This is a genomic window from Paenibacillus sp. J31R109, assembly GCF_059692055.1.
Genome location: NZ_JCAUAR010000006.1, coordinates 70,346 through 97,338 on the forward strand (window position 1 = coordinate 70,346; position 26,993 = coordinate 97,338).

Here is a 26,993-nt window from a genome sequence, read left to right on the forward strand (position 1 = left end):
CCCAATTTTTATCACTTTGGTCTACTATTGTGGAAGAGGAAGCAAGCTACCCACGTCTCAGTCCATCACATAGAATCGAAACGACTCTACTCGGATATCCCCCTCCACTGACGGAAGCCTGTAACACGCCAATAAGCAAAATTTTAATATCCTCCATCTGTACATCAGGACGAACCGTACCCGCTAGTTGAGCACGCTCAAGGAGACTTTCAATCCCTTGCCAAAAATCATGAGCGATCTCCGAACGCCCAGTCTCATTTCTGCTGCTAACCAGGGAGTCGGAGATTACTTTATTGGCAATCCCCTCGTGAACGACTTTTTCGAAATATTGAAAAAAAGCTTCACCTGAGCTGTCAGACTGCAGCAGTTGGTTGGCTTCCTCAATCAAACGCATCTTGTGCTCAATCATAATGGCCGCTATTAGAACATCTTTGGTAGGGAAATGGCGGTAAATTGTCCCTACACCTACCCCTGCATGCTGAGCGATATCGTTCATAGTAACGGACATACCTTCAAGTTTAAATATGCGGTGGGCTACTTGAAGCAACTTTTCCCGATTACGCTTGGCATCAGCGCGTAAGGCAGTTTCGTTAGAAACGTTTTGATTTTGTATCAATCGTATCCACTCCTTATTGCTATATTTTACTGTATGGAAGAGAAGTTTGACAAACGGAGTGCGTATTCCGTATAATCATAAACGGATTACTAATTCCGTTTATGCGAAAGGGGCCAGCGTTCATGCTTCATTCTACTAGTAAAAGTGCGTTGTTGGTTATGGACATGCAAAACAGCGTCGTGTCACGTTTTATAAAATCAGAGGTAGAGCTTCTTCCGTTTCAAATGGCCATTGAGACTGCACGCCAACATGAAATCCCCATTATTTATGTTAGAGTGGCATTTAGATCCGGATATCCGGAGATAAGTCCGCACAATAAAATGTTCGGTGGAATCCCTGATCGAGCCGGATCATTCGCACCTTCCGAAGATATGATTGAAATATACGAAACCTTAAAACCACAGCCTCCCGATTGGATCGTCAACAAAGTTCGAGTAAGCGCATTTGCAGGAAGTGACCTCGAGGTCATTTTGCGATCTAATCAGATCGATACGCTCATTCTATCTGGGATAGCCACAAGTGGTGTTATTCTTTCAACATTACGTGAGGCTGCCGACAAGGATTACAAATTAAAGGTGCTCTCCGACGCATGTATTGACAACAACCCCGAAGTTCACCGTATTCTGTTGGATCATGTTTTCCCTTCCCAAGCCGAAGTGATCTCAGTTAGCATGTGGGCAGAATCTTTGAATTAAATAGCTAAAAAGCCCCTGTGAGGGGCTCTTTTTCATTTAAGGAAGACGGCACCTACTCGTGCACAGAATTTCATCCGTTAATTCCGTTATCTTTAAATACTAGTCAACTTATTAAGATCGCTCTAATCGCCTCACTACGTGTTCTTCTCCGAGACAAAATGTAAATAAATATCTCTAACTATGAAACTATTCGTGTGAGATACCACAAATCCTTAAGTTAAAAAAGGTTTGCTTGCTTCTTATAAAACCTTCTTATACATTCAAACGCATGCCACACAGCGGCTTCGTTAACCATTTTCAAAACCATTTCTTCTTCCTGATCTACATGTTTTAGATGATTTTCTAATATGCTCTTGATTCCTTCACAAATTGCCTGGATGGGTTCTACAAATGCGTAATAATCGGCTAAGTATCCTTCCGAACTATCACTTGCCTTATTCATGATTAAAATCATTTCATCTTCAGAAAGTTGATAACTTTCTTGCAAAAACTCTTTAATTCCTTCCAATAGTTGCGGGTCTTCTTTTTCTTTTTGAATGGCTAAATTCATTCTCATGCCCCTTAAAACATCACATTATTATACTTATTTCTATTATGCAGTAAATGAATAAGAAGCAGATATCCCATTCGTCTCAAATCATTGTCTAATCCTCTCACTTTACTTCTATAACGATTCAATAAGTTCTCTTTATCTAGTTAAATTTATGACCTCTTTCAAAATAAAGCTAAGTGCTGCCCGCTGTCCTTCTCCGCACGGATCGAAATTATTGTTCCATAATGGTTTCTTCCGAATTGAGATTAGCGATAAGGACATTCATAAATTTTTGATATATAATTAAACAATTGACAGATATTTAAGCTATCTTTTGGAGGCATTATGAAATTTCGTTCACGCTCTTATTTAATAAAATTAATGTTGTTTTCCATCATTATCGGTACTATCCCCGTATTGCTTCTGGGCAGCTTTGCCTACTACAACTCATCTCAAACTGTGCAAGAAAAAGTAAATGAGGGGAATAAGCAGCTTTTATTACAAATGCAATTGCGCGTCGAACAAACGCTCAAGACGATAGATAACTCCGCGACACAACTGCTGCAATCGCCTACTGTAACCGGGGCCTTCAAACGCGACATTACCAAAAACGATTTTGAGATGGTGCATGAGCTTTATAAAGGAATCGCGCAGATCCAGACATATGAATTGGGCATTAAGGATGTGTATCTGTATAGCTTGATTAAAAATTGGATCGTTTCTAGTACTGGTGTCAATGAGTATAGTTCACCTGCATTTAGACCACAACTCGAAGCATTTGCCCAATCTATGCAAGGTTCGTTCTGGACAAGAGATACGAATGTCTCCCCCAGTTCTCTCCAAAATATTTATTTTATCAAAAAGTTTCCCTTTAACGCTGTTACACCAGAAGGCATTATCTGTGTAGTACTCTCTTCCGATGTGATGAAGCAATTTATTTCCGATCAGAGCAGCAAGCTCGGTAGCACGTTTATTTTGGATCAAAATATGGAAATAATCGACCATCTGGATCGCAGTCAACTGGGCAAAAGCATGGCCGGTCAATCGCATCTGCAGCCGTTAATCGAGAGCAACCAAAACTTCGGTCAATATGCGTCTAAGCTAGACGGGGAGAAGGTAACCGTTACGTACCGGAAGTCCTCTTATAATGGTTGGAGTTATATCTCTGTCGCTTCCAACAAACAAATGAACGCCCAGAATACGATTATTGGCTGGATGACTCTGCTAGTCAGCATCGGCATTATGCTTGTGACTTTTGTTGTGGCATGGTTCGGATCTAAGAAAATGTACAGCCCAATCAAATCCATCTATACCGCGCTCAATGATATTCCGGCTGCAGCTAGCGAAGGAAAGCCAACCGGTGAACTGAATGTGATCGGTGAACGCGTGGATTTTCTCATTCGAAATCAGTCTCTGATCATGAATGAATTGAAGGGGCAGCAAGGTCAGCTGAAAGAATTTTTCATGCATAAATTGTTTGGCGGCGGGATGCGCCCATCCGATTTTGAAGAAAAATTAGTTCTGTATGGTGTGGAAAGCCCTTGGCCTTCCATGTGTGTGCTCGCCATTCAAATTGATACGTTAACAGATACCCGCTTCAATGAGACCGATCGCGAATTACTGATGTTTGCGATCAATAATATTGTAGGAGACCTCGTGCTCCATGAGCAGCGGTTAGTCCCAATCGTCTTCTCTGATTACCAGGTCACCTTAATTGGTGCTTCAAGCGAAGGCGCAGCTTTTAAAGAAGTCATTTTCAATCTATCCGATGAGATTCAGAACGCGATAGCCCAGTACTTAGATGTGAAAGTAAGCATCGGAATCAGCCGTACCTTTACGACGTTTATCGATGCGCCTCAAGCCTTGCATGAAGCGATGACCTCGCTGAAGTATCGTGTCGGACTCGGGGAAGCCTCTATTCTATTTATTGAGGATCTGCAACCTCAGCAGGGCAATCTCACCGTGTATCCACAAGACAAGGAGCAAGCATTGTTTGATGCAATCCGTGGAGGGAATCCCGAGCAGTCAGAATTAGCCCTGAAGCAATTGATCGGTGCCCTGTTCCAGCCGCCGAATCAACATCAGGACTATCATCTCTCCTTACTTAGGCTGCTGGTTGATCTCCTGCGATTCGGACAAGAGTTATCTGTTACTTTGGAACATTCTGTGAGTGATGAGGCCGCTTTAATTCAATCGTTATTCAAGCTGCGTAACGTTCAGGAGATGGAGCAATGGTTCATGAGCATGTTCATCCTGCCATACATCCAAGAACTCAGCAGCCGCCGCGACTCCCAATTCAAGCAGATTTCGGATGCGATCATCGATATGATCCAACGTGAATTCGATTCGGACCTAACGCTAGAAAATTGCTCTGCGCGCATCAATTATCATCCTCACTATGTAAGCCGCGTGTTCCGGCAAGAAACTGGCATTAACTTTGGCGAATTTCTAACCCAGTACCGCATCGACATGGCTAAGAAATGGCTGAAAGAATCGGATATGAAAATTGCAGAAATCGCAGAAAAATTGCAGTACAACAACGCTGCCAACTTTATTCGCTCCTTCCGCAAATTCGCGGGCATGACGCCTGGGCAGTATCGAGATGAAGGATAAGACAAAGAAAAGCGCGGGTTCATGGCAGCTGACAGCTCCATACCCGCGCTTTTTTCTTTCACTTTACTTAACATCCATTTCCGAACAAACCCTTCTGTGCGTTAAGAACGGCTGCAAGGAACGATAGTGTAAGTCCTTGCCCCCAGCCCTGAATCCGTTTATCCGGAACATTCCGATACCCCTCCGCATCATCCATGACGGCGGTGCCTGCCGACACGCCCGTCACCGTCCCATCTTCCGTAATCCGGGTCAAAATGCCTTCAATCGATGGCTGTAAATACTTGTTATACAATCGACCTCGTGACAATAATGCGGTTGCAATACCCGCAGAACCAGACGTCTCGAGCGGAGAAGTTTCATCGTCGACGATGGTATGCCATAGCCCTGAACTATCTTGCAATCTGACAAGCGAGCTCAATTGATCCCGAAGCGAGCCATCAATAATCATGAACGACGGATGCGTCACGGGAACAAGCTCCAATGCTCTGGACATCGTTAGCGCCGCCCATGCATTGCCGCGCGCCCAATGGACAGCGGACATATTCGACCCAGCGATGTGGTCCCAGCCGTGGTAATAAAGATTACTCTTGGCATCCTGAAGAAAACGCTCGTGACCATGGTACTGCTTAAGCCCATCCTCCAAATAGTCCTGACGCTCAAGCAGACTGCCGATCCGGAGTAAAAAATATCCTGCCATAAACATCGTATCTACCCACGCTTGTTCCGGAAAATTGTACGATTCCGAATTGACGGTATGTTGGAAGATGCCGTCAGCAAACCGCACCGCATCCTGCCTTAAGAATTCCGCCATCTCCTTGGCAATCGCCAAATATTTCTCGTCTTGCGTAGCTTGAAATAACGTCAGCAGGGCATGGCCGATCGAGACGGCATTCACGGAAAGCTTTGGCAGCCCATCAGCGATCTGCTCGTCGATCCACACTTGCAATTTAGTAAGATACTCTTTCTTCCCCGTTGCTTCATAGGCTTCACACACGCCATAGAAAGCCACGCCGCCCGGCCAATCCCAGCTGAAATCCATCCGGAACGTGCGGTCAACAACGAGATCTATCGCTGATCTAATCTGTTGTTCATCAATCACTAATTTAGGCATTACTTCGCTACCTTCGCATACTCGGCATTCATTTCCTCAATCACTTTGCTTCCACCACTTTGCGACCATTTCTCTGTAGCTTGCTTCCAGCCAGCTTCGTCGATCGCCCCCATAATAAACTTCACTGTCGCATCTTCAATGATTTTGGACAGCTCCTTGCCTTTCTCTACTTCTGTATTCGAAATAAACGGCGCGGCCGGATTCGCAATCGCCATGGTTGCATTATCTTGGAACAGCTTCGAGGTTAGCTTTTCTAACTCTGTTCCATAGTTGACCACTTGATTCTGCAAAATCATAAACTGATTGCTGTCATTCAAATCTGCCTTGATTTTAGCATCCGCATTAGGCTTGTATGCACCATTGTCAAGGGTGTACTGCTTCCCTTCAATGCCGTATTTCATCAGATTTTGGTTGTCTTTCTCGGAAATGTGATCAAAGTAAGTTAGAATTTGTTTGAGTTCGGCTTCTGTCTTCACACTTGTTTTGGGAATCATGTACATGCCCAAGAAACCGGCACCTGCCCGTGTTCTTTCACCTTTAGGCCCAGAGATGCGGTTAAGCAAAGTAAGCTTCGCATTTGGATCTACTTTCTTAATGTTATCTTCAATCGCTTTCCCGTCCAGCATATTATCAATCCAAAGCCCGGCTTGCCCTTTATTCATCACAGCACGGCCATCCGGAATTAAAGCGAAATCCTGATTGATGATTTTCTCATCATATAGCCTCTTGTAGAACTTAAGCGTACTCATATAAGCATCTGTCATAAAAGCTGGCGTCAATTTGCCGTCTTTCGCTTCCCACTCGTTCGGTCCCCCGTTGTAAGCGAGGATATCCTTAAAGCCGGCAATGTTCCCGCCTTGCATCCCTACCGCAAGACCAATTGTATCTTGTTTGCCATTTTTATCTGGATCTCCAGTTGCGAATGCCTTCAGCACGTTATACAACTCGTCCAAGTTCTTTGGCGCTTGCAAGCCGAGATTCGACAACCAATCTTGACGCATCATTAAGCCAAAGCGGGCAAGATCACGTTCACGAAATACCCCATAAATTTTACCGTCAACGGAAATATTCTTGAGAACAATATCGGACATTTTGCTTAGATTCGGATAATTTTTCAGATAAGGGCCTACTTCCCAAAACATACCTGTACGTGAAGCGTTAATGATGAACGGTGCTTTCGGTTCAAGTGCAACAAACGTTTTCGGTAGTTCGCCAGATGCCACTGTAGCGCTTAGTTTGTCTGTATATGATGAGGACGGTACCCAGGATACGGTCAGTTTAGTATTTGTCTTTTCTTCCAGCTGCTTGAGTACCGAGCTGTCTTCCGGCATTTTCTCCGGACTATAGCTCGGCAACATCATGGTTAACTGAAGTGGTGCTTGATTGCTACCTGCAGCGCTAGTACCTTGAGGAGTGCCTTCCTCCTTTGCTCCGCAAGCGGTAATGGTTAATGCTGCCGTTGCTAGCAAAGCACCGGTTTTGACCCATGTCTTTCTTTGTGTTTGTTTCACTTGGAAATCCTCCCTTTTTCTCATTACTATTATATCGTTACCCTTTTACCGAGCCTAGTAATACCCCTTTGGCAAAATGTTTTTGCATAAAAGGATACACAAGAAGAATCGGCAGGGTTGATACCACAATGACGGCCATTTTCACAGATTGCTCCGGAGGTGTCACGTAGTCCGCCCCCATTGAAGCTGAATCCCCAATACCACCAGATGCTAAAATGACAATTTGTCTGAGAAGCACCTGAATCGGCCACATCTTGCTGTCGTTGATGTACAAAACTGCGCTAAAGAATGTATTCCAGTGTCCAACCGCATAAAACAAGGAGAACGTCGCGATGGCCGGCATCGATAACGGAAGCACGATCCGAAGAAAAATACCTAAGTCGTTACAGCCGTCAATTTTGGCCGACTCCTCTAAGCCATCAGGCAGCTGTTGGAAAAAGTTGCGAATAATAATCAAATTAAATGCGCTGATCGCAGTTGGTATCAACAAAGACCAGTACGTATTAATCATCCCGAGCTGCTTCACAACCAGAAAAGTCGGAATCATCCCCCCGCTGAACAGCATTGTAAACACAACCAACATCAGGATCGGTTTACGGAAATCCATGTCTTTACGAGCCAACGGATATGCCATTAAGCAGGTTAAGAAAATATTGATCAATGTACCTGCAACGGTGATAAATACCGTTACCAGCAAGCTTCTAACTAACGTTTGTGTGGAGAAAATGTACTTGTAAGCATTTAAGCTAAATTCCGTAGGAATCAAGATGAATCCCCGGGTTAACAATTCCTTCTGTGTGGCGAAAGAGCCGGAAATGACATAAATAAATGGGAGAACCGTTATTAACGCGAATACAAGCAACAGCGTCATATTAACCCCGTCGAAAATTCGACTTCCCCAACTTCGCTTAATTGGCATAGCTTTCAAGCTTCCTTTCTAGTAAATTCCTTCTTCTCCGAATTTCTTGGCAAAGTAATTGGACGAGACAACGAGCACTAACCCGATAATGGATTTAAATAACCCAACAGCTGTACTAAAGCTGTACTGGCCTTGACTGATCCCCACAGAGTAGACATAGGTGTCAAAAACATCACCAACTTCACGGTTCATAGCATTGAGCATCAGGAAGATCTGTTCAAACCCGGTATCCAGGAAGCTGCCCAACCGTAAAATGAGCAAAATGATAATGGTGCTGCGGATCGCTGGTAGCGTAATATGCCATAATTGGCGAGCACGGTTTGCTCCGTCCATGTGCGCCGCTTCATACAACTGCGGATCAACCCCGGACAAAGCTGCCAGGAAAATAATCGTACCCCAACCCGTTTCCTTCCAAATCACCTCGGAAGTAACAATCGTACGGAACCATTCGTTACTGGCAAGGAAGTTAATCTTTTCTCCACCAAATTGAACCAATACATCATTTACAATACCGCCTTCCGTTGTTAGGAAGATGTATGCGATCCCTACGACTACCACCCAGGACATGAAGTGAGGAATGTAAATCAACGTTTGTACGAATCGCTTCATCACTTCAATTCGCAATTCATTTAGCATGAGCGCAATGACGATCGGCAGCGGAAAGAAAAATAAAATATTATAACTGGCAAGAATTAAGGTGTTGCGAAACAAGACGATGAAATTATCGTCGCTAAACAATCGTTCGAAGTGCTTGAGTCCTACGAACGGGCTGTTCCAAAAACCAAGAAATGGCTGATAGTCTTTAAATGCGATAAATATGCCGTACATCGGCCAGTACTTAAAAATAAGAAAGTACAACAAGCCGGGGAGTACCATCAAATAAAGCCATCGATTTCGCGCGAGCCTGCTAATGAATGAAGACGATCTAGTCGTCCTTGACATCCTGACTCGAGCCTTCGTTGTTGTGTGCATAAACGTCCTTCCTTTCATGATTCCAATTCAACGTAGTTAACTTGTTGGTTGCGGTTTAATCATACCGACCTAAAATCGTTTCCGTCGATAGTCCCTGATTGTTCAGATAGGTACTTAAACAAACTCAAATCAAGCATTGTAATCGAATTGTCATTTGTTGCGACGATAGTTATTAGTTGATATCACCGTTAATTTATTGATATTTAGACTGTTTTTCCTGGTTTTTCCCTTAAAAACTCAATGAAAAAGACGTCCACCCAAGTAGGGTGCACGCCGATAACCAAAAGGAAGGGCCATCCTCTTGTAGCCACTAGTCCGAAAACTCGTTGCCGTACTTAGAAACATCCGGCACATCCCTCTGCGAATGTCGTTTCCATTCGCTTCTCGGTGTTCGTGTGACAGACAGCTGCAACACATCAACCGTAGCTTCAGGATCTATCTCGTGAATGATATCCGTCAACGTGAGCTCTTCCAGACGATAGATGAATAGTTGCAGGATGTGCAGCTCTTTGCCACTATGATCCTTAAGGCTCCTTACCAATTTCACTTCACGCCCCTCCGCTTGAATCGCTTTCATGATAGGCTCGGGTGAGCTGCTTGTAATTCTCATTAAGCGCTGCCACGACGAACCTTGGACCAATCTTCCCCAAATCACATGAACAAACCGCATACTCAAAACCTCCTTACATGTTTTGGTGAGATGTTCTTCTTACGAAACGGCTGCAAAACTTAACGTTCATGCGACACTGCTTTTTCTTTTATTTTCTTATTACGCTTCAACTTAATTAACTTGCCTATCCTTTCCACTCCAGTATGAATTAGCTTAGTTTCTTTGGTTAACAACGGACCCAGCACAGCCAAAATCAGAACATATAATGCGGCAAATGGCTGCACAATGGGCAGCAAACTGCCTGCTTTAGCCAAATTAGCCATGATGATGGAGAATTCTCCTCGAGACACGATAGTTAAACCGATGTTCACGGAAGCTTTTGATGACAACCCAGCTATACGCCCGGCCCACATACCGGCGATAAAATTACCTACCAAAGTTAGCAACACGGCTGCTAACGACAGCCAAACGGCTCCTCCAAGGGAAAAAGGATCAATGGTCAAACCGAAACTGAAAAAGAAAATGGCGCCAAAGAAGTCACGAAACGGAAGAATGAGCTGCTCGATTCGCTTCATATGTTCGGTTTCGGCTAGTACCAGACCTACCAGCAGTGCACCAATCGCTTCTGCCACATGAATGGTTTCCGAAAATCCCGCAATAATGAACAATATGGAGAAAATCACCAACAAAAACAGCTCATTGGATCGAATGTTCAGTGCTTTGTTAAGCAGAGGAACCGCCTTACGCCCGACGATAAGCACTAAAAGCATGAAGCCCAGTGCCATGGCGGCAGAAGTCAGGATACCCCCTAGTGACGACGAGCCGCTTAGAACCAGTCCGGAGACAACCGAGATATACATAGCGAGAAACACATCCTCAAACATAATGATTCCTAGAATCATTTCGGTCTCGGGGTTCGCTGTCCGTTTGAGATCAACGAGAACCTTTGCTACGATTGCGCTAGAAGAGATCGTCGTAATGCCTGCAACAACAAGCATTTCCAGAACCGGCAGTCCCGACATGTAGCCGAACAACAACCCTAATGTAAAATTAATTAGAATATAAATCGTACCTCCGACAGCGATGGTCCGTCCGGATTTAATCAATCGACCAACGGAAAATTCTAATCCAAGGTAGAATAACAAGAATAAGACGCCAATCCGACCAAGAAATTCGATAAATGGGGTACTCTGAATGAACCTCAAATCGATATGCCACCACTCAAATGAATGCGGTCCTACCGCCATACCAACCAATATATAAAACGGGATAACCGAAAAACGAAGCTTCGCCGATAACAGACCAGATAACGCAATAAGTGCAATCGCCACCCCAATCTCAAAGACAATGTAGTTCATTGGTCACTCACTTCCATTCATTAATATTTGTTTAAAAAGTTTCTGCTGCCTCCTCTCGCCTGCTACTACTACTGTCGAATCCGCTGAAAGAACTACCTCCGGCCCTGGATTAATTTGTTTCGTATGCTTCTCGATAATGGCAATGATAGTGGCCCCCGACTGTTGGCGCACTTGAAGCTCGCCAATCGTTTTGCCAATACAACGATAATCGAGCTCTACACGGTACCATTCAATAATAAGCTCATCCAGCGCCATTTCTATTGATTCGAGCGCCTTCGGTTTATAGGTCATACCGCCGATGATGCCGGCGACAAGGCGGGCCTCGTCGTCATCAAGCGTAATCATGGAAATACTCTCATCCAGAGAATCATTGTCAAAATGGTAGCACTCTCGTCTTCCATCATCATGGACAACAATGACCAGTTTATCTCCCCCACGAGTGTTAATCTGAAACTTCTTTCCGATCCCCGGAAGATCGCTTTCTCTAATTGTCATTTTTATAGTTCCTCCTGAATGGTAAATTTTAGTCATAACAAATAAGCTACCGTCTAAGCATTTTTTTAACAGCAGCAAACAGACCTTTAGCTATTCGTTTTTTTAACGAAACCAAACAGCATATGAGGTATACATGTATAGAAACGGCAAATCTTCATCATGTTTTCGTTTTGTGCCCAGCACAAAGAAACGTCGGACATAGCTGAAAAGAGCCATTAACGGTCAAAATTGGTTGAATTGCGTTTTTTAATGGTAACAACAACAGTTGGGTATAAGAAATAAACGAACAACTGGAGGGGGACAACACTACACGTAAATCGATGTAAACTTGAGAGGGGATAAAATCATCCGGGTTAACCGGTGGGCAATCAGAGGATGAAACAATAGGTGCGATATAATCCGTGTGTAACGAGTAGCCAACAATAGACCTTGTAAAATAGCGGCCAAGGCTGCAATATGTGTCAATAAGCGAAGCATTTCGGATGAGGAAATTTGTTTACGAACTGTCGTGTGGTTCGAGTAAAACTCTATCCCCTGTTGTACCGTTGTCCGAGCGGATTCATTAAGACCAGATTCCGCTACGGGAGTCGGCGTGGCGAAAATCATAAAGATAGCGATAAATACGACAGTAAAATAGCGATTAGACAAGCAAACGCGAGATATCATTCGATTTCACCTCCTTCTACGTCGTATTACTGGAATTATAGCATAATTCGGCCGTTTTTTCAATTAATTCAACTCAGAAAGGATGAGATTATATCGATTCATTTATATATGTTTAGGGTTTACTTTCCTATGTATAGTCAACGCTTGCCCATTTCCCCGATGACGAATATTATTGAGCTGGAAATATTCCTTTAGATGAGCATTGACATGCGTGTACTTGAGCGTTTCATACTTAGGATCGAAATGAGCGTAACTTTTGGAATCAACAAGCAAGTGTCCTTTAAAGAAGCCATACCAAAACACATTTTATCCTTCTGAGTTCTTTTTACTGCTTATTCAAAAACAAGTTACAGTTATCAATTAATAAATTATTAATAAAAAAAAATGTGATGTTCCCCAATTAATTAGAAAACGGAGCCCGCAAAGCCGCGGCGCTCCGTTTTTGTGGTTCCATAATTCGATAGAATTTTAAGAACTCCGAGGTAAATATGATGTTTTTTTACAGAATTCATTAGAAAAATATTTTCCACTAAACAAATGCTTATGCATATATATACATACTATTTTACTTCATGCAAATAGAGCAGATCATTAGATTTATTAGGCAAAGTAGCCTAAGCCAACAGGAGAGTTAGATTGTCTAGTATCTGTTTCTCGAAAAGAAAAATCAATGTTAATCTTATTTTAACGCAAACAAAGGAGTGTTATTCAATGATTTCTATTTACTTTTTCCTTAGTATTTCCTCGCTTACTGTTCTAGCATTTTTCTAGCCAACCATTTCAAATGGAACTACCGAATTTGGTATAAAGCATTATTAGTTGTGGTACTTACATTGTGCAGCCTCTTATGCTTTTTTTGCATTGCAGTACACGTATTTAAGTAAAACGTCGTCTCCCAACTTACTCGAAGTTAATATTCCCACCACCTCCCCAGAAATAAGAGAGTCTTTCTTAATTTATCTTTACTGATGAGTCTTTAGTTCCTTTCTGTCTTGTTTTTGGTTTTACTCCCTTCTCTCAGATCTTAGGTAATTTCAGCTAATGTTGTTGTATTCCGAATCCTCACCATCTTAAAGGAGCGAAGCAGCTGGCCGCTACGCGGTTAGTTGGTGGAGGTGTGTCTGCTGAATATGCTTCCTCGAAATCACTCTTCCAGACGAAGCCCCCGCAGAGCAGCAGCGGGAAAACGGTGTTACTATATGTCACTTATCTTCTCTGAAAAACATTCATAAGTTTTGAAACTTCCAACAAATTCAAACGTATGTTCTTATATCAAATAAATTTAGGGTGGTATTTATGGAAACTTTCGATAATGTGTTTAAACAATTCAGAAAAAAATTGTCTACAAAGTGGCTGATATTTAGATTCATTACATCTCGCACAAGAATAAAAATGGCAATATTCACCTTACTAATATTCATATTAAGCCAAATTGAGTCTTGGACCAATAATAACTTAATTTACATACCGATAGTTGTGTGTGCTGGATATTTATTTTGGTTTGTAAATCGTGAAATATTAAAAATTCGTGCAATAAAATATGGCTCAAAAGAAGGGTTTCAGGAGATGAGATATACTCAACTCTTTGATATATTAAAAACCAACGAAATATATAATGAACACAATCCTTTAGAAACAAAACAAAAAATACAATATCTAATACAAATTCTAGACATAAAACTTAACAAAAGAAAAGTCAGTGCTAAATTCTATAGTTTATTAGGGACTGCAATTGTTATTATTGCTAAAGGTTCTATTGACTTTGGTTCTATAAGTACAAAAATTAAAGGAATACCTCTTGAGTCCTTAGAGTTATGGGTAACATTAATTATTCAACTATTCGGTATCATTTTGCTATTTATCCCAATTATTCTAGAATTATTAGATAAAAAGCATGAAAAGATGGAGGAATTAAGAAGTATGCTTTATGAGATTTTATTCAAAAGAATTTAATTTCATTTTGAGTGGTTTCCGAAAACGTTATTGTATTCACGACCCCTTCTAAATTCATGATCATTCAATTGTGATAATCTATACTTATAACTAGTTTGACTCTAATCCTTAATTACTTGGGGGACACGGAACATCTTTACAACTCCAATCTACGTTAATAATAAAAAATGCAACGAGACGGACGATATAAAAATACCGTCTGACTTGTTGCATTTATATTCTTTCCTGTGCATAAATATAAGATTATAATCAATTCTGTAACAAATCGTCTAAGGAATCATGGAACAATTCTAATGAATTGTATTATATACATACAACAACAAAACTACAAAAAAACTGTGATATTCCAGAATTAATTAGAAAACGGAGGCCGCAAACCCGCGGTGCTCCGTTTTTGTTGTTTCAGAATTAGTTAGATACTTAACTCGCCAGCAGGCAAAAATGGTGTTTTGATGCAGAATTCGTTAGAAAAATAAAATGCCTATCTTTAAACCACATGCAAAATTATGCACAATCATTTAAACAAATTTTAGTTACCTTCAAAACCATACGGTGTTTTTTCAGATTCATCTAATCTTAAATTAAATGATGAAGTACTAAAATAAACAGACGAGTAATTATAGGGTATGTTCATATCAATACTTCGAGGAGTTGCTTTTGGCATCATATCAACCGCGTCAAGAATTGACTCTTTGTAACTCTGATTAGTCAATATTTCCCTTAAAAATTCTCTCATCAAAGATGTACTTTTATCATTTAGATCATAACTATTAATAATTGTTCTCTGATGATGCTCTGATGATACTGATAGCTTCAGATCTATTCTTGGATCTTCTTTAGAAAAAATTCTAAATCCGTGTAAGATATTTCCTTCTTCCTTTACGTATCTATTTAGCTTACCATTTTGTTGGAATTGATATCCATGTACTTCTGCCATTTCACTAAGCGTTTTTGCAATTCTAGTTATAGATAACACACGATTTGCTTCAATAGATTGAGTTACTGGCAGTAGGTCATTCGTATCATTTTGTACCTTAAAGTTTCTAATAAAGGATACTGCTTCTGCACGGGTTAGCAAATCGTTAGGTTGAAAACCGTACACGGTCCGACTTGTCTTCCCATTCGATAAATGATTGTTATACAAAGCCCATATCAACTCATCAGGAGCATCGGCTTCCTTTCCTGTTGCATTTAACAAAATCATAGCAGCCTCTAGACGAATCAATGGCTTGTCAGGAACAGGAGTAACTGTGTTATCCAAACTATAATTTGATCCATAAGATAATAATCCATTTACATTCCATTTATGATCTTCTGCGAATCTATAATAGGCATCGTACCAATGCAGATCGTTTTTTTGTGTTAAGTTCCCCTTATAAACTGAAACTAGCATTTTCAAAAACTCTGCTTCTGTTACTTTGGCGTCAGGCACAAAGATGCCATCATCGTATCCGCTTGTCATATGATTCTCTGTTGACCATACTATATCATCATAGTACCAATCTCCATGTTTAACATCTTTGTACACGTTTGCAGATGCTGTTTGAACGAATGTAGAATAGGCAAATAAAAGTGAGACAATGAATAATGTTGATAATCCTTTATTAAATAATAGCTTAGTTTTATATTCCAAGTTTAGTTAGTTCTCCTTTTATGTTTTTAAAGATATTTTCTTTTTATTTCATGTTCTTAACCGATATTGATCAAGATTATTTGAATAACTTTCACCATCCCAACTTACTTTCCTCCCCAATGCTTCCCCAAAAAACGGAGCGGTACAAATGTTGTGTTAAAAACGTTTTCCAGTTTGATATTGCTCGCTAAATCACGAAAATATAATCTCTTATAGCTCTTTTCCTAGCCTGTTACTGTCTTTTGTCCAATAATTAAATTTGGCGTTTCCTATAATTGAAGATCCGGATATCGGACCAAAGATATGACTGTCTTCACTATCGTCCCGATTGTCTCCTATAATTATCGCCAAATTGATTTTCAACTTGTGAATCTCCAATAGGTTTAAGTTCAGTCTTCTTATCCAATACTTCTAAGAAAGTCATCTTTTCTTTTATCCAAAACAAGAATTTTGAAAACCGCAAATGACTTTTCATTCACAATTTCTAGCCTCGTGCTTTAAGGGTTCGATAATTTAGCAATAGATTTCGAAGACCAAGATCAAGTATTTCATGTCTGGCCAAAATTAGTTTCTTAGACATACTGCTTTTGGCATTCATAAGTTAATCCTCCGAATTCAACAATATTAAGTATTATTCGATAAAAATTACCAAAATCCTCCAAATAGTTTCTAGGAAAGTATATTCATCTTAGTTCAAAAAAAAAGAAGAAGAAGATATCATAAAAACAAATAACAAAAAAAAATAAAACCGCATCATCATTCTTGCAACGGAATTTCACATTCGTGAAAGCACAGGCATCCATGCTGGAAACGTTAAGCGAGACTCAAGCACCACTTTGAGGAAAGGAATACAAAATAAAATAAAAATAAAAAAAATAAAAAAAAAATAAAAAAACCAGGGCCCCCGCCCTGGATTTTCCATCAATTACATCTGCTATATCCGCAGTTGACGCAATTCTTACACCCTTCGCTGTTCACCAGCGAAGCCGAACCGCATGACGTGCACAGGTCCATCGCTGCGACATTCGTCGCGCTCGGAGCTGAGTGCCCGTTCGCAGCCGCCGCCACAGGCGCGGCCTCAACAACTTCACTCGTCGCGGTCACGTAGTTCCGCGCGTCGTCAGGCTCGCTCATCACTTCGTCGTGCTGCTCGAGCGCTTTGGCAACCGCGTCTGCGATCGACTCCACGCGGTTGTTGCCGAAACCAATGGCGCCGGAGCCGCCAATGCCTTTCAAGTGCTTCACGAGCAGCTTCACTTTGTCACCGTGATCACCATAACGCAAGAACAAGGAGCACACGCGGCCGAGTGCTTCGGACATCGCGAACACGTCGGATCCCGCTTTTCCTACGTTAAGGAAAATCTCACTCGGTGTTCCGTTCATATCATTAATCGTGATATATGCCATACCGAATGGTGTATTCACTTTATAAGTAGCGCCACGCAGAATTTGCGGACGGCGCTTGTATTGCTTATCGAAGCCTTGCTCCGTCTTCGCATCTACATTCACTGCGAGCTTTCCAGAAATAGCAGCAAAGCTTTCTTTCTCCACAACAGCTTCCGCCGCGACAGCAACTGGAGCGACTTCAGGCTGCACTTCTTTAGCTTCCGCCTTCACTTCTTCCTTCTTATCAGAACTTGTACTCAACACCTGCACATCACGACTGCCATCGCGATAGATCGTCACGCCTTTACAGCCCAGATCAAACGCTAATTCATAAAGGCGTTTGGTTTCTTCAACCGTGAAGTCAGCTGGACAGTTAGCCGTTTTGGAAATCGAGCTATCCACCCACGTCTGAATAGCAGCTTGTGCACGAATATGATCCTCAGCGGACAAGCTCATCGAGGTAACAAAGTAGTCCGGCAGATCCTGATCAGGGTTGGCGTCCTTCCAATTCTGCGCAATCGGCACATATTGTTTATCCAAACCTAAACGGCTTTGACGAAAGTATTCGAAGGCGAAATATGGCTCAATCCCTGTCGATGTACCGACCATCGTACCTGTACTTCCAGTCGGAGCTTGTGTAATGACGGTAACATTACGCATACCTTGTTGACGAATGGAAGCGCCAACCTCTGGATATACTTCCGTCATTTTGCGCATAAAGCCGCTTTCCATAAATTTATCTTCAATAAAGGCTTGGAACGAGCCCTTCTCACCAGCAATCTCAGAGGAAGCCAGATAGGCTTCTCTCGCCATAAACCCATAGATTTTGTCCAAGAACACGAGTGATTCCGGACTGCCGTAACGAATTTTCAATAGGATCATGAGCTCAGCAAGACCCATTGTACCTAGTCCTACGCGACGCTCATTCTGTTGATTCGCACGATTCTCTTCAAAATGATACGGCGTTTTATCAATCACGTTATCTAGGAAACGCGTTGAATAACGCACGACGGTAGCAAGTTCTTCCCAATCTACATCATGTTTCTCCGCATCATAGAACTTCGACAGATTGATAGCTGATAAATTACAAACACCCCATGCAGGTAAGCCTTGTTCCAATTTTGTTATCCTATCGGCTTTTTATCCAATAGTTCTAACGGTTCAATTCCCGTTAGGTCGGCATATCTTTTCACTTAACTTGAATTCTTTAAGTGTCGCGGCCTCGTGGATGGGTTATATTCTGCTTTCATGCAGGTTCACCATCTATGCTCTGCCCCTGACTGGTTCTTTATTTCCAGCCTTCGGTTCGGATTAGCTTCTCAGCCTTCCCGCTTTATTCCGCGATGTTTAACGTGAGGCAAATTAGGCTACCTTACCACACGGATTCGTACAAATAATCGGATTGAAATACCAACTGTTGGACATTTGATTATAGTATTCCAAGAATACAACACCAGGTTCAGCCGATTTCCATGCCGATTCAATAATGGAATGCCATACATCGCGAGCTCGAACCGTACGATACGGTTTAACCGCTTTGCCTAGCTTTTTCCATGCGTCTAAATTGCCATCCCATAACTCATTGTATTCTGGATCTGTTGTATCCGGGAACACCAGTTCCCACTCTAGATCTTCCTTCACGGCTTTCATGAAGCCATTACTTACGCACACAGATAAGTTAGCGTTGGTAATTTGTCCCATCGTGGACTTCACCGTAATGAAATCCTCCAAATCTGGATGCCAATCGTTAATCATCAGCATTAGTGCCCCGCGACGACTTCCACCTTGCTCAATTAAGCCCGTCGTGTAGCTAAATAATCCGCCCCAAGAGACCGCACCGCTGGAAGAGCCATTAACACCCTTCACGACAGAACGTCTCGGACGAAGCGAAGAAAGGTTGATCCCAACGCCACCGCCGCGTGACATAATTTCTGTCATTTCAGTCAGCGTATTCATAATGCCGCCACGGCTATCCTTCGGTGAAGGAATTACGTAGCAGTTAAATAACGTCAACTCATCACTCGCATCCGCTCCTGCTGCAATACGGCCTCCAGGAACAAGCTTCCAATCATTTAAAATATATCTGAACTTCTCTGTCCATTCCTGACGTTTCTCCGCTGTCTTCTCAACGGATGCCATGGCGCCAGCCAAACGGTCCCACATTTCTTCTGGTGTTTTCTCCATATTTAACGTTAGCTTCTCAACTGCAGATTCCACGGTCTCCCCGCTGCGTGTACGAACCTTTACGGTATTTCCTTCACGACTAATAATTTCGCCAACCTCTTTGGCTGGAAATTTAGGATCATCTTTGGTGAGGACAAGAACGGTATCCCCTACCTTTGCATGACTCGTGTCTGCATTTTTAAGTGCGTAGCGATCCAAAAATATCTTCTCACTCAATCCCGTTAGCTTCTTACTCTCATACACATTCCCCATGAACATAAGCCTCCTAATAAAGTGCATATACAGCTGCATTTAAGATAATCAATACGAGATTCGGTATCCCGCATTTCTCAATATATGGTAGTGCCAAATTATTATACTACACAACATATGGATGATCCATTGGCAAAAGAACCAAATTCACTCTAGTCACGAAATTACTAGCTTTGACGCTTCTCTCTTCCTTTGTTAACCTATAAGTAGGATACCACATCAGCCCATCTTTTAGAACATATGTTCCATAAATATTTTTTTATTAAAGGAGTGAAACCACATGTATTATTTTTATAAAAACGAATTCGTACATAAACAAGACATTCAAATCTCACCTGACGATCGCGGCTACTATTTCGGTGACGGGATTTACGAAGTATTTCGCGTCTACAATGGCCAGATTTATGAAGGGGCAGCGCATATACAGAGGCTTGAACGCACAGCAAGCGAAGTACGTCTGGAATTACCCTACAGCAATGAAGAAATCATCGACATCATCAATAAACTCATTCAACAAAACAACCTCGTCGAAGGTACGGTATATATGCAAATCACTCGCGGAGAAGCCCCTCGCGCACATCCTTTCCCAACACAGGCTGAGCCGATTGTATTGGCCTATTGCTCTGAGGTAAAGCGTCCGCTCACCACGATTCACAATGGTATTCAAGCCATCACTCAACCCGATATTCGCTGGCTGCGTTGTGATCTCAAAACCTTGAACTTGCTTCCTAATGTGCTCGCAAAACAAACTGCGCTAGATCATGGCGTACAAGAAGTCATCTTACATCGAGAAGGAACGGTCACCGAATGCAGCGCATCGAATCTGATGATAATCAAAGATCATGTTCTCTATACGCATCCTGCGAATCACTTGATTTTGCATGGTATTACGCGTGCAGTGGTACTTCGATTAGCGCATGCTTTACAACTGCAAGTCAAAGAAGAACCCTTTACGACCAATCAACTTTTGCAAGCAGATGAAGTTTTCATAACAGGAACGACGGTAGAGATTACATCCATTCTACGAATCGACGGACAAGTCATCGGTACGGGTACACCTGGTCCAATTACCCAGAGGCTCCAAGCTGAATTTGAAAAAACCTTTCTCCAATAGAAGTCCTAGACTCCTCCACATTCAAGGGCAACCCTAATCATCTCAAATGTTTTCTAGGGTTGCTCTCTTTTTTACCAACATCTCTCACTCCCCAAATAAACTTCTTCCATATCTCGCCAAATTTTCACAAAAAAATCACAAATACGGATAAAACAATTGACGGAAACCCTCTAATCCAATTAAACTATGGTTAATTATATAAGAACTTGGACAGGCCACGCCTCATACTTTGCTGAACAAAAGCGTTAAAGTGGTGCGAGAGCAATGCGTCCAAGTAACAAGTGTGAACTTCGAGAGGGGTAATTTATTTGAAAAAGAAAGCATTCGCATCCATCGTTTTATCAGCGGCAATTATGCTAGTCGCAGGTTGTGGCCAAAAAGCTGATCCAGCACCTGCAGCAACTGGCGGAGCCTCAACTACACCAGCAGCTACCGCAGCAGCATCCAAAACGTATAAAATCGCAATTTCGCAAATTGTTGAACATCCTTCTTTGGATGCAACACGTCAAGGTTTCTTGGCAGCGCTTAAAGATGCAGGCATCGTTGAAGGCACGAACTTGAAAGTTGATTTCAACAACGCACAAGGCGATCAACCAAATAACTTATCCATCGCTCAAAAAATTGCTTCCGCTGACAACGATCTTGTACTTGGAATTGCAACACCATCCGCACAAGCCCTTGTACAGCAAGTGAAAAAAGCTCCAATTCTTTTCGCAGCTGTAACAGATCCGCTTGCAGCTAAAATTGTAACCAACGTGGACAAGCCAGGCGGCAATGTTTCCGGCGCTTCAGACACGAACCCAATGGCCGTTGCACAATTGATGGATTTCGTTGCTGCTAACATGCCTAAAGTAAAAACGGTTGGTCTTGTTATTAATGAAGGCGAACCTAATGCTGTAATTATGGCAAAAAATGCAGAACAATCCTTAACTAAGCATGGCATTAAGCTAGTTAAAGCTCCTGTAACGAATACATCTGAGGTTAAACAAGCGGCGCAATCCCTTGTAGGCCGTGCTGATGCATTCTTGATTACACTGGATAACACAGTAGTTAGCGGTGTGGACGGTATCATTCAAGTGGCGAACGAAAAGAAAATTCCTTTCTTCTCCAGTGACCGTGATACAGTTGAAAAAGGTGCATTCGCAACCGTTGGTTTCAAATACTACGATCATGGCTATCAAGTAGGCCAAATGGCTGTCGACATTCTGAAGAATGGCAAAAAAGCAGCTGACATGAAAGTAACCGTTCCAGACAAAATGGATCTAATCCTTAACCTAAAAGCTGCTAAAGCGCAAGGAATTGAAGTAACAGATGCGATGAAAGCTGCTGTAAAAGATAAAGAGAAAAACATCATTCAGTAAATAATGAGACACAAAGGGGTGAACGTCGCTTTCGTTCACCTCTTTTTTTCAAAGTAAGGAGGAATAATCATGATAGATTCAATGACCGGAGCCGTAGAGCTCGGTCTTCTCTACGCCTTAATGGCGCTAGGTGTATACATTACGTTTCGCATTCTTGACTTCCCCGATCTAACAGTCGACGGAAGCTTTACAACAGGCGGCGCTATCGCTGCGATCATGATTGCACATGGCTATTCACCATGGTTAGCTTGTTTGGCTGCATTAGCAGGCGGAATGATCGCTGGCGCATGTACAGGACTCCTTCATACGAAGGGGAAAATCAATGGGTTGCTCTCTGGTATTCTCATGATGATTGCGTTGTATTCCATCAATATGCGCATTATGGGCAAGCCGAACATTTCGCTGCTCGGCGCTGATTCGATATTCACTTCGATGAAGCCAATCGTAATTGGGTTTATCATCGTAATTGTGCTTAAACTTTTACTCGATGCGTTCCTCCATACAGATCTGGGGCTTTCTCTCAGAGCTACTGGAGACAATGCACGAATGATTCGCAGTTTTGGTGCCAACACGGATCGAACAACGATCCTTGGCTTAAGCTTATCCAATGGATTAGTCGCGCTCTCCGGCGCTCTAATCGCGCAGCAGTCAGGCTTTGCTGATATCTCTATGGGGATCGGGATGATCGTCGTTGGATTGGCTTCCGTTATTATTGGGGAAGCGATTTTTGGCTCTCGCTCGGTGTTCCAAGCGACACTAGCTGCTGTACTCGGTTCCATCGTGTACCGAATCGTTGTCGCACTAGCACTTCGCATTGAGTGGCTGAAAGCATCCGACCTCAAGCTAATTACCGCGATTATCGTTATTATCGCACTTGTATTACCTTCCGTGCAGCGAGCGATTAAGCAAAAAGCGACAGCCAAGCGTCGTTCTGCTGAGCTCATCGAACTTGCACTGAAAATGAATAAAGGAGGTGAGCGTTAATGCTGCAGCTCTCCAATGTTTCCAAGCTCTTTAACCCTGGTTCCGCTGATGAGAAAATTGCGCTCATCGGCATTAACTTGACCCTGAAGCCCGGTGACTTCGTCACGGTCATCGGAAGTAACGGCGCCGGCAAATCGACGCTGATGAACATCATCTCCGGCGTCATGACGCCGGATGCCGGCGAAGTGCGTATCGATGGTGAAGTCATTCACCATCTGCCGGAATACGAGCGCAGCCGCTGGATCGGCCGCGTCTTTCAAGACCCCATGGCGGGGACGGCTCCTCGAATGACCATCGAGGAAAATCTCGCCATGGCGTATGCCCGCGGCAAGAAGCGCAGGCTGGGCTTCGGTGTCAACGCGAAGAAACGCGCGTTGTTCCTGGAACAGCTGCAGCGCCTCGGTATCGGCCTGGAGGGCCGTCTGCGCGCGAAAGTGGGTCTGCTCTCCGGCGGCGAGCGCCAAGCCCTCAGCTTGCTCATGGCGACTTTCACCAAGCCGCAGATTCTGCTGCTTGACGAGCACACCGCCGCGCTGGATCCCGCGCGCGCGGAACTGATCACACGATTGACCGAGGAAATCGTGCGCGAAATGAAGCTGACCACACTGATGGTCACGCACAATATGGAACAAGCGATACGCCTCGGCAATCGCTTGATCATGATGGACAAAGGCCGCATCATCCTTGATGTGAGCGAGGAACGAAAAAAAGACCTCACCGTCGAACAGCTGCTCGGTGAGTTTGAAAACATCAGCGGTAACAAGCTGTCTGATGACCGCGTCGTTCTCGGATAAAGTACGGTCTCAAAAGTAAAATAGGAGCTAAGCGTTTTTTTACGCTTAGCTCCTTTGTTTTTAATTAGTCCGAATTTGCCGAACTAATCACAGTTTCTGCACGGATAAGACTGGATTAATCCGAATTATCCTAACTAAATCGCCAAAACTGGGCCACACCTAACGAAAACAGGCGAATAGTTGGGCAAAATCGGACTATCGACCTGCAACCGAGGGAAAACCTTGAGTTAGTTCGGCAGAATCGAACTATCTTCGGTTCCGGAGATAAGACTCCTTTATTACCTATCAGAAATCCCCTTTTCCTTATCAATAAGTCGTCATCGTAACCTTACCAATCTGCGGATTCCACACAGAACCTGCCGTATTGTTCCATCTCATCTTCACATAGTTCACACCGCGCAAACCGGTTAAGGTGTACGTGTACTTTTTCCAATCACCCGATCCACCTGTGATCGTAGGCGTCGCTGTCGTCCAAGTCGATCCATCCGCCGATGTGTAAACCGTGAACGCATTGACGGCTTCAGATGGCCAGAAGAACGTAACCGCTGTAAAGCTCTTCATCCCAGGCTGATACCACACGATCTCCTCATTCGTCTTCGTTGTTCGCTTGGCACGGGACGTGTCGCCCTCGAATTTGGCCGTATTCAAGTTATCAAAGCCCACATTTGCCGTGGTGCTGTACGTTTTACTCCAATCACTCAAATCATCGACAATGGTGATACCGCTTACAGGAATGGCTCTGTCTTTGGCTGGATTCGTGTTGCTAGCTCCCCAATCTGTTCCTACGTTAGGTCCGAACAGTGGCCACGCTTTCCCGCTCAGGAACGAGGGCTGCGCTGTCGCATACAAGGACGCTGGAATATTCGATGTCGAACTCAACGACCCCCAATTGACCGTACCACTCGTCAATTTATTGGCACCTAGGTAATGACCTGATCCAGAAGTAGAAATACTACCGACGTAATTACCGATCATATTTTGATTAACCGTAGACGTGTTGTCTGTACCGATCTTGCCCGTTGCTTTATTACGGAACCATGTGTTGTACGGACCTGTCGCCGTCATCACAGGATCGCCCGCCTTTGAATTATCCGCATAGCCTTCCTTGAAGGTGTTCCCTTCAACCAAGTTCATATACGCATAATTTGAATGAAAGGCTAAGTCGTTATAATCGGTATACGGCGACTCCAATGAGTTGTAGCTGATGACCGAATGGTTGGCCCCTAATTGCAGCAAAATGTGATGCCGCAGATCCCACAGCTTATTATCCGTAATACGTACGCTCGTTGAGGCATTATTGACGATACCATAGGCGTAACCACCAACATTTTTGATAAAAGCATCATGAACATAATTTCGCTCCACCGTAACATCTTTGCTGTTATCAATCGAGATGTGTCCTCTGCCGCTCAAGATCGATTCATTGTCTTTGACATAGCTGTTCACCGTCCGATTGAGGACGAGATTGTTCGTATTCTCAATCGTTGGCTGAACCGTCCGCACGAGCTTCACTTTCTCTACGCCGACATTGGGCAGCAGGTTCAGCTTTTGCACTTTCGGCAGCTTGGCGGCTGGGTAATCAAGCCCAATGATTTTCCCCAAGGTCAGCGTATTCCCGCTTTTCCCCGTAATTTTAAACGTTTGAGACTCCGTATACGTACTCCAAGCCAGCTTGCCCCCTGAGAGATACAACAGGATGTAATCGTCTACATTTAGCGTGCTCGCATCGTCCACGGTAATGCTTTGACTTCCTGCTGCCGGGGAACCTGTCACGGATACGGGATCTCCTACTTTGCTGCCATCAAATCGCAGCTCTGTATTCACATTGGCCGAATCGCCAATGAAAAATGTTGTTTTCGTTAGTCCATTTCCACGAATAATAATATTTCCTGAAGTGATACTTAGCGGTGTTTTAAAATAATACGCCCCATCCGGGAAATACAAGATCCGACGCCCTGACGTACTGTTGATCATATTTAGAACAGCTGCCGAGGCATCTACACTTGGATTGTTGGCGGGAACGCTGTACGAAGTTACGTCAAGTGTCGTCCACCCTCCGGGATCACCCCATACGGTATTAGTATACCCGCCTGCCGGAAAGATGTTTGTCGGTAGATCACCATAATCAAAGGCCAATGCTGTCAATGGACTTGCAACCGCAAGCGATAAGCCAAGAGCCACACTTTTCAACCATAACTTTGTCTTGTTCAATCTCTCATTCACCTCATTCGTTAGAATTGCATGCCATATCTAGCTGCGTGGATGAATCTCCAACTGTTCTTATCCCCTCCCTTCATAGCCTAACTACCTACTACCACATGCTTTGACCGAACCTACGTGCAACGCCATTGGCAATCACAACGAGAATAAGCCCAACCAAGGACTCAAATAGACCAACTGCCGTCGACAAGCTAAATTGCGCATTGCGCAGACCCACATTATAACTCCATACACTAATGACATTCGCCAGATCGGAGACGACCGGATTACCGAGCACATAGATTTGATCAAAACCCACATTCATCACGCGGTCCATCGAAAGAATGAACATCAACGCAATCACAGGAGCGATACCAGGCAGCGTCACATTCCACATTTGCTTCCACTTATTCGCACCGTCAATGCTTGCCGCTTCATATAAGCTCGGATCGATCGAATTTAGCGCAGCCAAGTAAATAATGGCCGAGAAGCCCGCTTCTTTCCATATGCCAGACCCTAAGAAAATCGCCAGCCACGTCGTCTTATCATACAGAAATGGATAACTTTCGCCCGATATCGCTTTACTTATCGACGCCATAACCCCATGCTCTTGCGCGAAAATAAGCACAACAAAGGATCCAATAATTACCCAGTTAAGGAAATGCGGGAAATACACAAGTGTCTGAATCGTCTTCTTAAAAAATGATTTCCTAACCTCATTGAGCAGGATCGCCAACATAATCGGGAACGGAAATCCAACCAAGATACTTAACGTACTTATCATGAACGTATTTCGAATGATTTTGAACATGTTCGGATTATGGAACATCAATTTGAAATTCGCGAGTCCCGTCCACGGACTGCCCCATATGCCGTCTGTGAAATTATAGCTTTTGAAAGCAATAACCAGGCCGCCAATCGGCACATATTTGAAAATAATAAAATAGATCAGAACGGGGATGAACATAACCAGAAGGGGGGCGTTCAATCCCCAATATTTTTTTCTGGAAAACATGGCAGGTGATTTCATCGTTG

21 protein-coding genes and 2 pseudogenes are annotated in these 26,993 nt (G+C 43.2%); 7 read left to right on the forward strand and 16 right to left on the reverse strand.

Translation table 11 applies throughout. The features are described from left to right. Positions 1-46: 46 nt before the first annotated feature. Positions 47-616: a TetR/AcrR family transcriptional regulator gene (locus AC58QT_RS17175; RefSeq protein WP_497410094.1), complete on the reverse strand. Its 570-nt coding sequence runs from the start codon at positions 614-616 to the stop codon at positions 47-49. Positions 617-738: 122 nt separating this feature from the next. On the opposite strand from AC58QT_RS17175, the gene AC58QT_RS17180 reads away from it, so the two are divergent. Then, positions 739-1,311 (forward strand): cysteine hydrolase family protein, encoded by a 573-nt coding sequence (locus AC58QT_RS17180; RefSeq protein ID WP_497410095.1) that lies wholly within the window; start codon positions 739-741, stop codon positions 1,309-1,311. Between the two features lie 217 nt (positions 1,312-1,528). Here the strand turns inward: AC58QT_RS17180 and AC58QT_RS17185 are convergent, their stop codons facing one another. Further along, positions 1,529-1,861: a hypothetical protein gene (locus tag AC58QT_RS17185; protein ID WP_497410096.1), complete on the reverse strand. Its 333-nt coding sequence runs from the start codon at positions 1,859-1,861 to the stop codon at positions 1,529-1,531. Between the two features lie 327 nt (positions 1,862-2,188). On the opposite strand from AC58QT_RS17185, the gene AC58QT_RS17190 reads away from it, so the two are divergent. After that, positions 2,189-4,456, forward strand: a complete 2,268-nt coding sequence (locus AC58QT_RS17190) for a helix-turn-helix domain-containing protein (protein ID WP_497410097.1) — start codon at positions 2,189-2,191, stop codon at positions 4,454-4,456. Between the two features lie 67 nt (positions 4,457-4,523). Here AC58QT_RS17190 and AC58QT_RS17195 read toward each other — a convergent pair whose 3' ends face one another. The 8 genes from AC58QT_RS17195 to AC58QT_RS17230 form a co-directional block, all read right to left on the reverse strand. Then, complete coding sequence (locus tag AC58QT_RS17195) at positions 4,524-5,567, reverse strand: glycoside hydrolase family 88/105 protein (RefSeq protein ID WP_497410098.1); 1,044 nt, start codon at positions 5,565-5,567, stop codon at positions 4,524-4,526. Further along, positions 5,567-7,078: an extracellular solute-binding protein gene (locus AC58QT_RS17200; protein ID WP_497410099.1), complete on the reverse strand. Its 1,512-nt coding sequence runs from the start codon at positions 7,076-7,078 to the stop codon at positions 5,567-5,569. Before AC58QT_RS17200 ends, AC58QT_RS17195 begins: the two co-directional genes overlap by 1 nt. 37 nt (positions 7,079-7,115) lie before the next feature. Then, the gene (locus AC58QT_RS17205; RefSeq protein WP_497410100.1) at positions 7,116-7,997 is read right to left on the reverse strand and encodes a carbohydrate ABC transporter permease; all 882 of its coding nucleotides are present in this window, start codon (positions 7,995-7,997) and stop codon (positions 7,116-7,118) included. 18 nt (positions 7,998-8,015) lie between these two features. Continuing rightward, positions 8,016-8,939 carry an ABC transporter permease gene (locus AC58QT_RS17210; protein WP_497410324.1) on the reverse strand — a complete coding sequence of 308 codons (924 nt, stop codon included), beginning with the start codon at positions 8,937-8,939 and terminating at the stop codon, positions 8,016-8,018. A 340-nt stretch (positions 8,940-9,279) separates the two neighbouring features. Then, complete coding sequence (locus AC58QT_RS17215; protein ID WP_497410101.1) at positions 9,280-9,639, reverse strand: hypothetical protein; 360 nt, start codon at positions 9,637-9,639, stop codon at positions 9,280-9,282. Between the two features lie 59 nt (positions 9,640-9,698). Next, entirely contained in the window at positions 9,699-10,937 is a 1,239-nt protein-coding gene (locus AC58QT_RS17220) for a cation:proton antiporter (protein ID WP_497410102.1), read from the reverse strand. Positions 10,938-10,940: 3 nt separating this feature from the next. Next, a complete protein-coding gene (locus AC58QT_RS17225; protein WP_497410103.1) occupies positions 10,941-11,432 on the reverse strand; it encodes a cation:proton antiporter regulatory subunit in 492 nt (163 codons plus the stop codon). A 306-nt stretch (positions 11,433-11,738) separates the two neighbouring features. Beyond that, positions 11,739-12,098 carry a hypothetical protein gene (locus AC58QT_RS17230; RefSeq protein ID WP_497410104.1) on the reverse strand — a complete coding sequence of 120 codons (360 nt, stop codon included), beginning with the start codon at positions 12,096-12,098 and terminating at the stop codon, positions 11,739-11,741. A 1,296-nt stretch (positions 12,099-13,394) separates the two neighbouring features. Between AC58QT_RS17230 and AC58QT_RS17235 the strand changes: the two genes are divergently transcribed. After that, positions 13,395-14,051 (forward strand): hypothetical protein, encoded by a 657-nt coding sequence (locus AC58QT_RS17235; protein ID WP_497410105.1) that lies wholly within the window; start codon positions 13,395-13,397, stop codon positions 14,049-14,051. A gap of 529 nt (positions 14,052-14,580) precedes the next feature. On the opposite strand, the gene AC58QT_RS17240 is transcribed toward AC58QT_RS17235, so the two are convergent. The 4 genes and pseudogenes from AC58QT_RS17240 to AC58QT_RS17255 all read right to left on the reverse strand — a co-directional run. Continuing rightward, positions 14,581-15,684 (reverse strand): S-layer homology domain-containing protein, encoded by a 1,104-nt coding sequence (locus tag AC58QT_RS17240; protein WP_497410106.1) that lies wholly within the window; start codon positions 15,682-15,684, stop codon positions 14,581-14,583. Positions 15,685-15,894: 210 nt separating this feature from the next. Continuing rightward, positions 15,895-16,062 carry a S26 family signal peptidase gene (locus AC58QT_RS17245; RefSeq protein WP_497410107.1) on the reverse strand — a complete coding sequence of 56 codons (168 nt, stop codon included), beginning with the start codon at positions 16,060-16,062 and terminating at the stop codon, positions 15,895-15,897. Positions 16,063-16,605: 543 nt separating this feature from the next. Continuing rightward, a pseudogene (locus AC58QT_RS17250) lies at positions 16,606-18,186 on the reverse strand (ribonucleotide reductase barrel domain-containing protein); the annotation flags it as partial. A gap of 261 nt (positions 18,187-18,447) precedes the next feature. After that, positions 18,448-19,506 (reverse strand): annotated as a pseudogene (locus AC58QT_RS17255) (ribonucleotide reductase barrel domain-containing protein); the annotation flags it as partial. 280 nt (positions 19,507-19,786) lie between these two features. On the opposite strand from AC58QT_RS17255, the gene dat reads away from it, so the two are divergent. The 4 genes from dat to AC58QT_RS17275 all read left to right on the forward strand — a co-directional run bounded on the left by dat (position 19,787) and on the right by AC58QT_RS17275 (position 23,759). Continuing rightward, positions 19,787-20,620, forward strand: a complete 834-nt coding sequence (gene dat / locus AC58QT_RS17260) for a D-amino-acid transaminase (protein ID WP_497410108.1) — start codon at positions 19,787-19,789, stop codon at positions 20,618-20,620. Between the two features lie 308 nt (positions 20,621-20,928). Further along, positions 20,929-21,981, forward strand: a complete 1,053-nt coding sequence (locus tag AC58QT_RS17265; protein WP_310222716.1) for an ABC transporter substrate-binding protein — start codon at positions 20,929-20,931, stop codon at positions 21,979-21,981. Positions 21,982-22,050: 69 nt separating this feature from the next. Next, complete coding sequence (locus tag AC58QT_RS17270) at positions 22,051-22,965, forward strand: ABC transporter permease (protein ID WP_497410109.1); 915 nt, start codon at positions 22,051-22,053, stop codon at positions 22,963-22,965. After that, on the forward strand, positions 22,965-23,759 hold the full coding sequence (locus AC58QT_RS17275) for an ABC transporter ATP-binding protein (protein WP_497410110.1): 795 nt from the start codon (positions 22,965-22,967) through the stop codon (positions 23,757-23,759). The genes AC58QT_RS17270 and AC58QT_RS17275 overlap by 1 nt, the downstream gene beginning before the upstream one ends. 306 nt (positions 23,760-24,065) lie before the next feature. Here the strand turns inward: AC58QT_RS17275 and AC58QT_RS17280 are convergent, their stop codons facing one another. Further along, entirely contained in the window at positions 24,066-25,970 is a 1,905-nt protein-coding gene (locus AC58QT_RS17280; RefSeq protein WP_497410111.1) for a hypothetical protein, read from the reverse strand. A gap of 100 nt (positions 25,971-26,070) precedes the next feature. After that, entirely contained in the window at positions 26,071-26,988 is a 918-nt protein-coding gene (locus AC58QT_RS17285) for an ABC transporter permease (RefSeq protein WP_497410112.1), read from the reverse strand. Positions 26,989-26,993: the final 5 nt, after the last annotated feature.

Bases quoted from the DNA above. Each gene is read 5' to 3' on its own strand.
- AC58QT_RS17180 (WP_497410095.1), top strand. From the start codon at position 739: ATGCTTCATTCTACTAGTAAAAGTGCGTTGTTGGTTATGGACATGCAA.
- AC58QT_RS17185 (WP_497410096.1), bottom strand. From the start codon at position 1,861: ATGAATTTAGCCATTCAAAAAGAAAAAGAAGACCCGCAACTATTGGAA.
- AC58QT_RS17190 (WP_497410097.1), top strand. From the start codon at position 2,189: ATGAAATTTCGTTCACGCTCTTATTTAATAAAATTAATGTTGTTTTCC.
- AC58QT_RS17195 (WP_497410098.1), bottom strand. From the start codon at position 5,567: ATGCCTAAATTAGTGATTGATGAACAACAGATTAGATCAGCGATAGAT.
- AC58QT_RS17205 (WP_497410100.1), bottom strand. From the start codon at position 7,997: ATGCCAATTAAGCGAAGTTGGGGAAGTCGAATTTTCGACGGGGTTAAT.
- AC58QT_RS17210 (WP_497410324.1), bottom strand. From the start codon at position 8,939: ATGTCAAGGACGACTAGATCGTCTTCATTCATTAGCAGGCTCGCGCGA.
- AC58QT_RS17215 (WP_497410101.1), bottom strand. From the start codon at position 9,639: ATGCGGTTTGTTCATGTGATTTGGGGAAGATTGGTCCAAGGTTCGTCG.
- AC58QT_RS17220 (WP_497410102.1), bottom strand. From the start codon at position 10,937: ATGAACTACATTGTCTTTGAGATTGGGGTGGCGATTGCACTTATTGCG.
- AC58QT_RS17225 (WP_497410103.1), bottom strand. From the start codon at position 11,432: ATGACAATTAGAGAAAGCGATCTTCCGGGGATCGGAAAGAAGTTTCAG.
- AC58QT_RS17230 (WP_497410104.1), bottom strand. From the start codon at position 12,098: ATGATATCTCGCGTTTGCTTGTCTAATCGCTATTTTACTGTCGTATTT.
- AC58QT_RS17235 (WP_497410105.1), top strand. From the start codon at position 13,395: ATGGAAACTTTCGATAATGTGTTTAAACAATTCAGAAAAAAATTGTCT.
- dat (WP_497410108.1), top strand. From the start codon at position 19,787: ATGTATTATTTTTATAAAAACGAATTCGTACATAAACAAGACATTCAA.
- AC58QT_RS17270 (WP_497410109.1), top strand. From the start codon at position 22,051: ATGATAGATTCAATGACCGGAGCCGTAGAGCTCGGTCTTCTCTACGCC.
- AC58QT_RS17275 (WP_497410110.1), top strand. From the start codon at position 22,965: ATGCTGCAGCTCTCCAATGTTTCCAAGCTCTTTAACCCTGGTTCCGCT.
- AC58QT_RS17285 (WP_497410112.1), bottom strand. From the start codon at position 26,988: ATGAAATCACCTGCCATGTTTTCCAGAAAAAAATATTGGGGATTGAAC.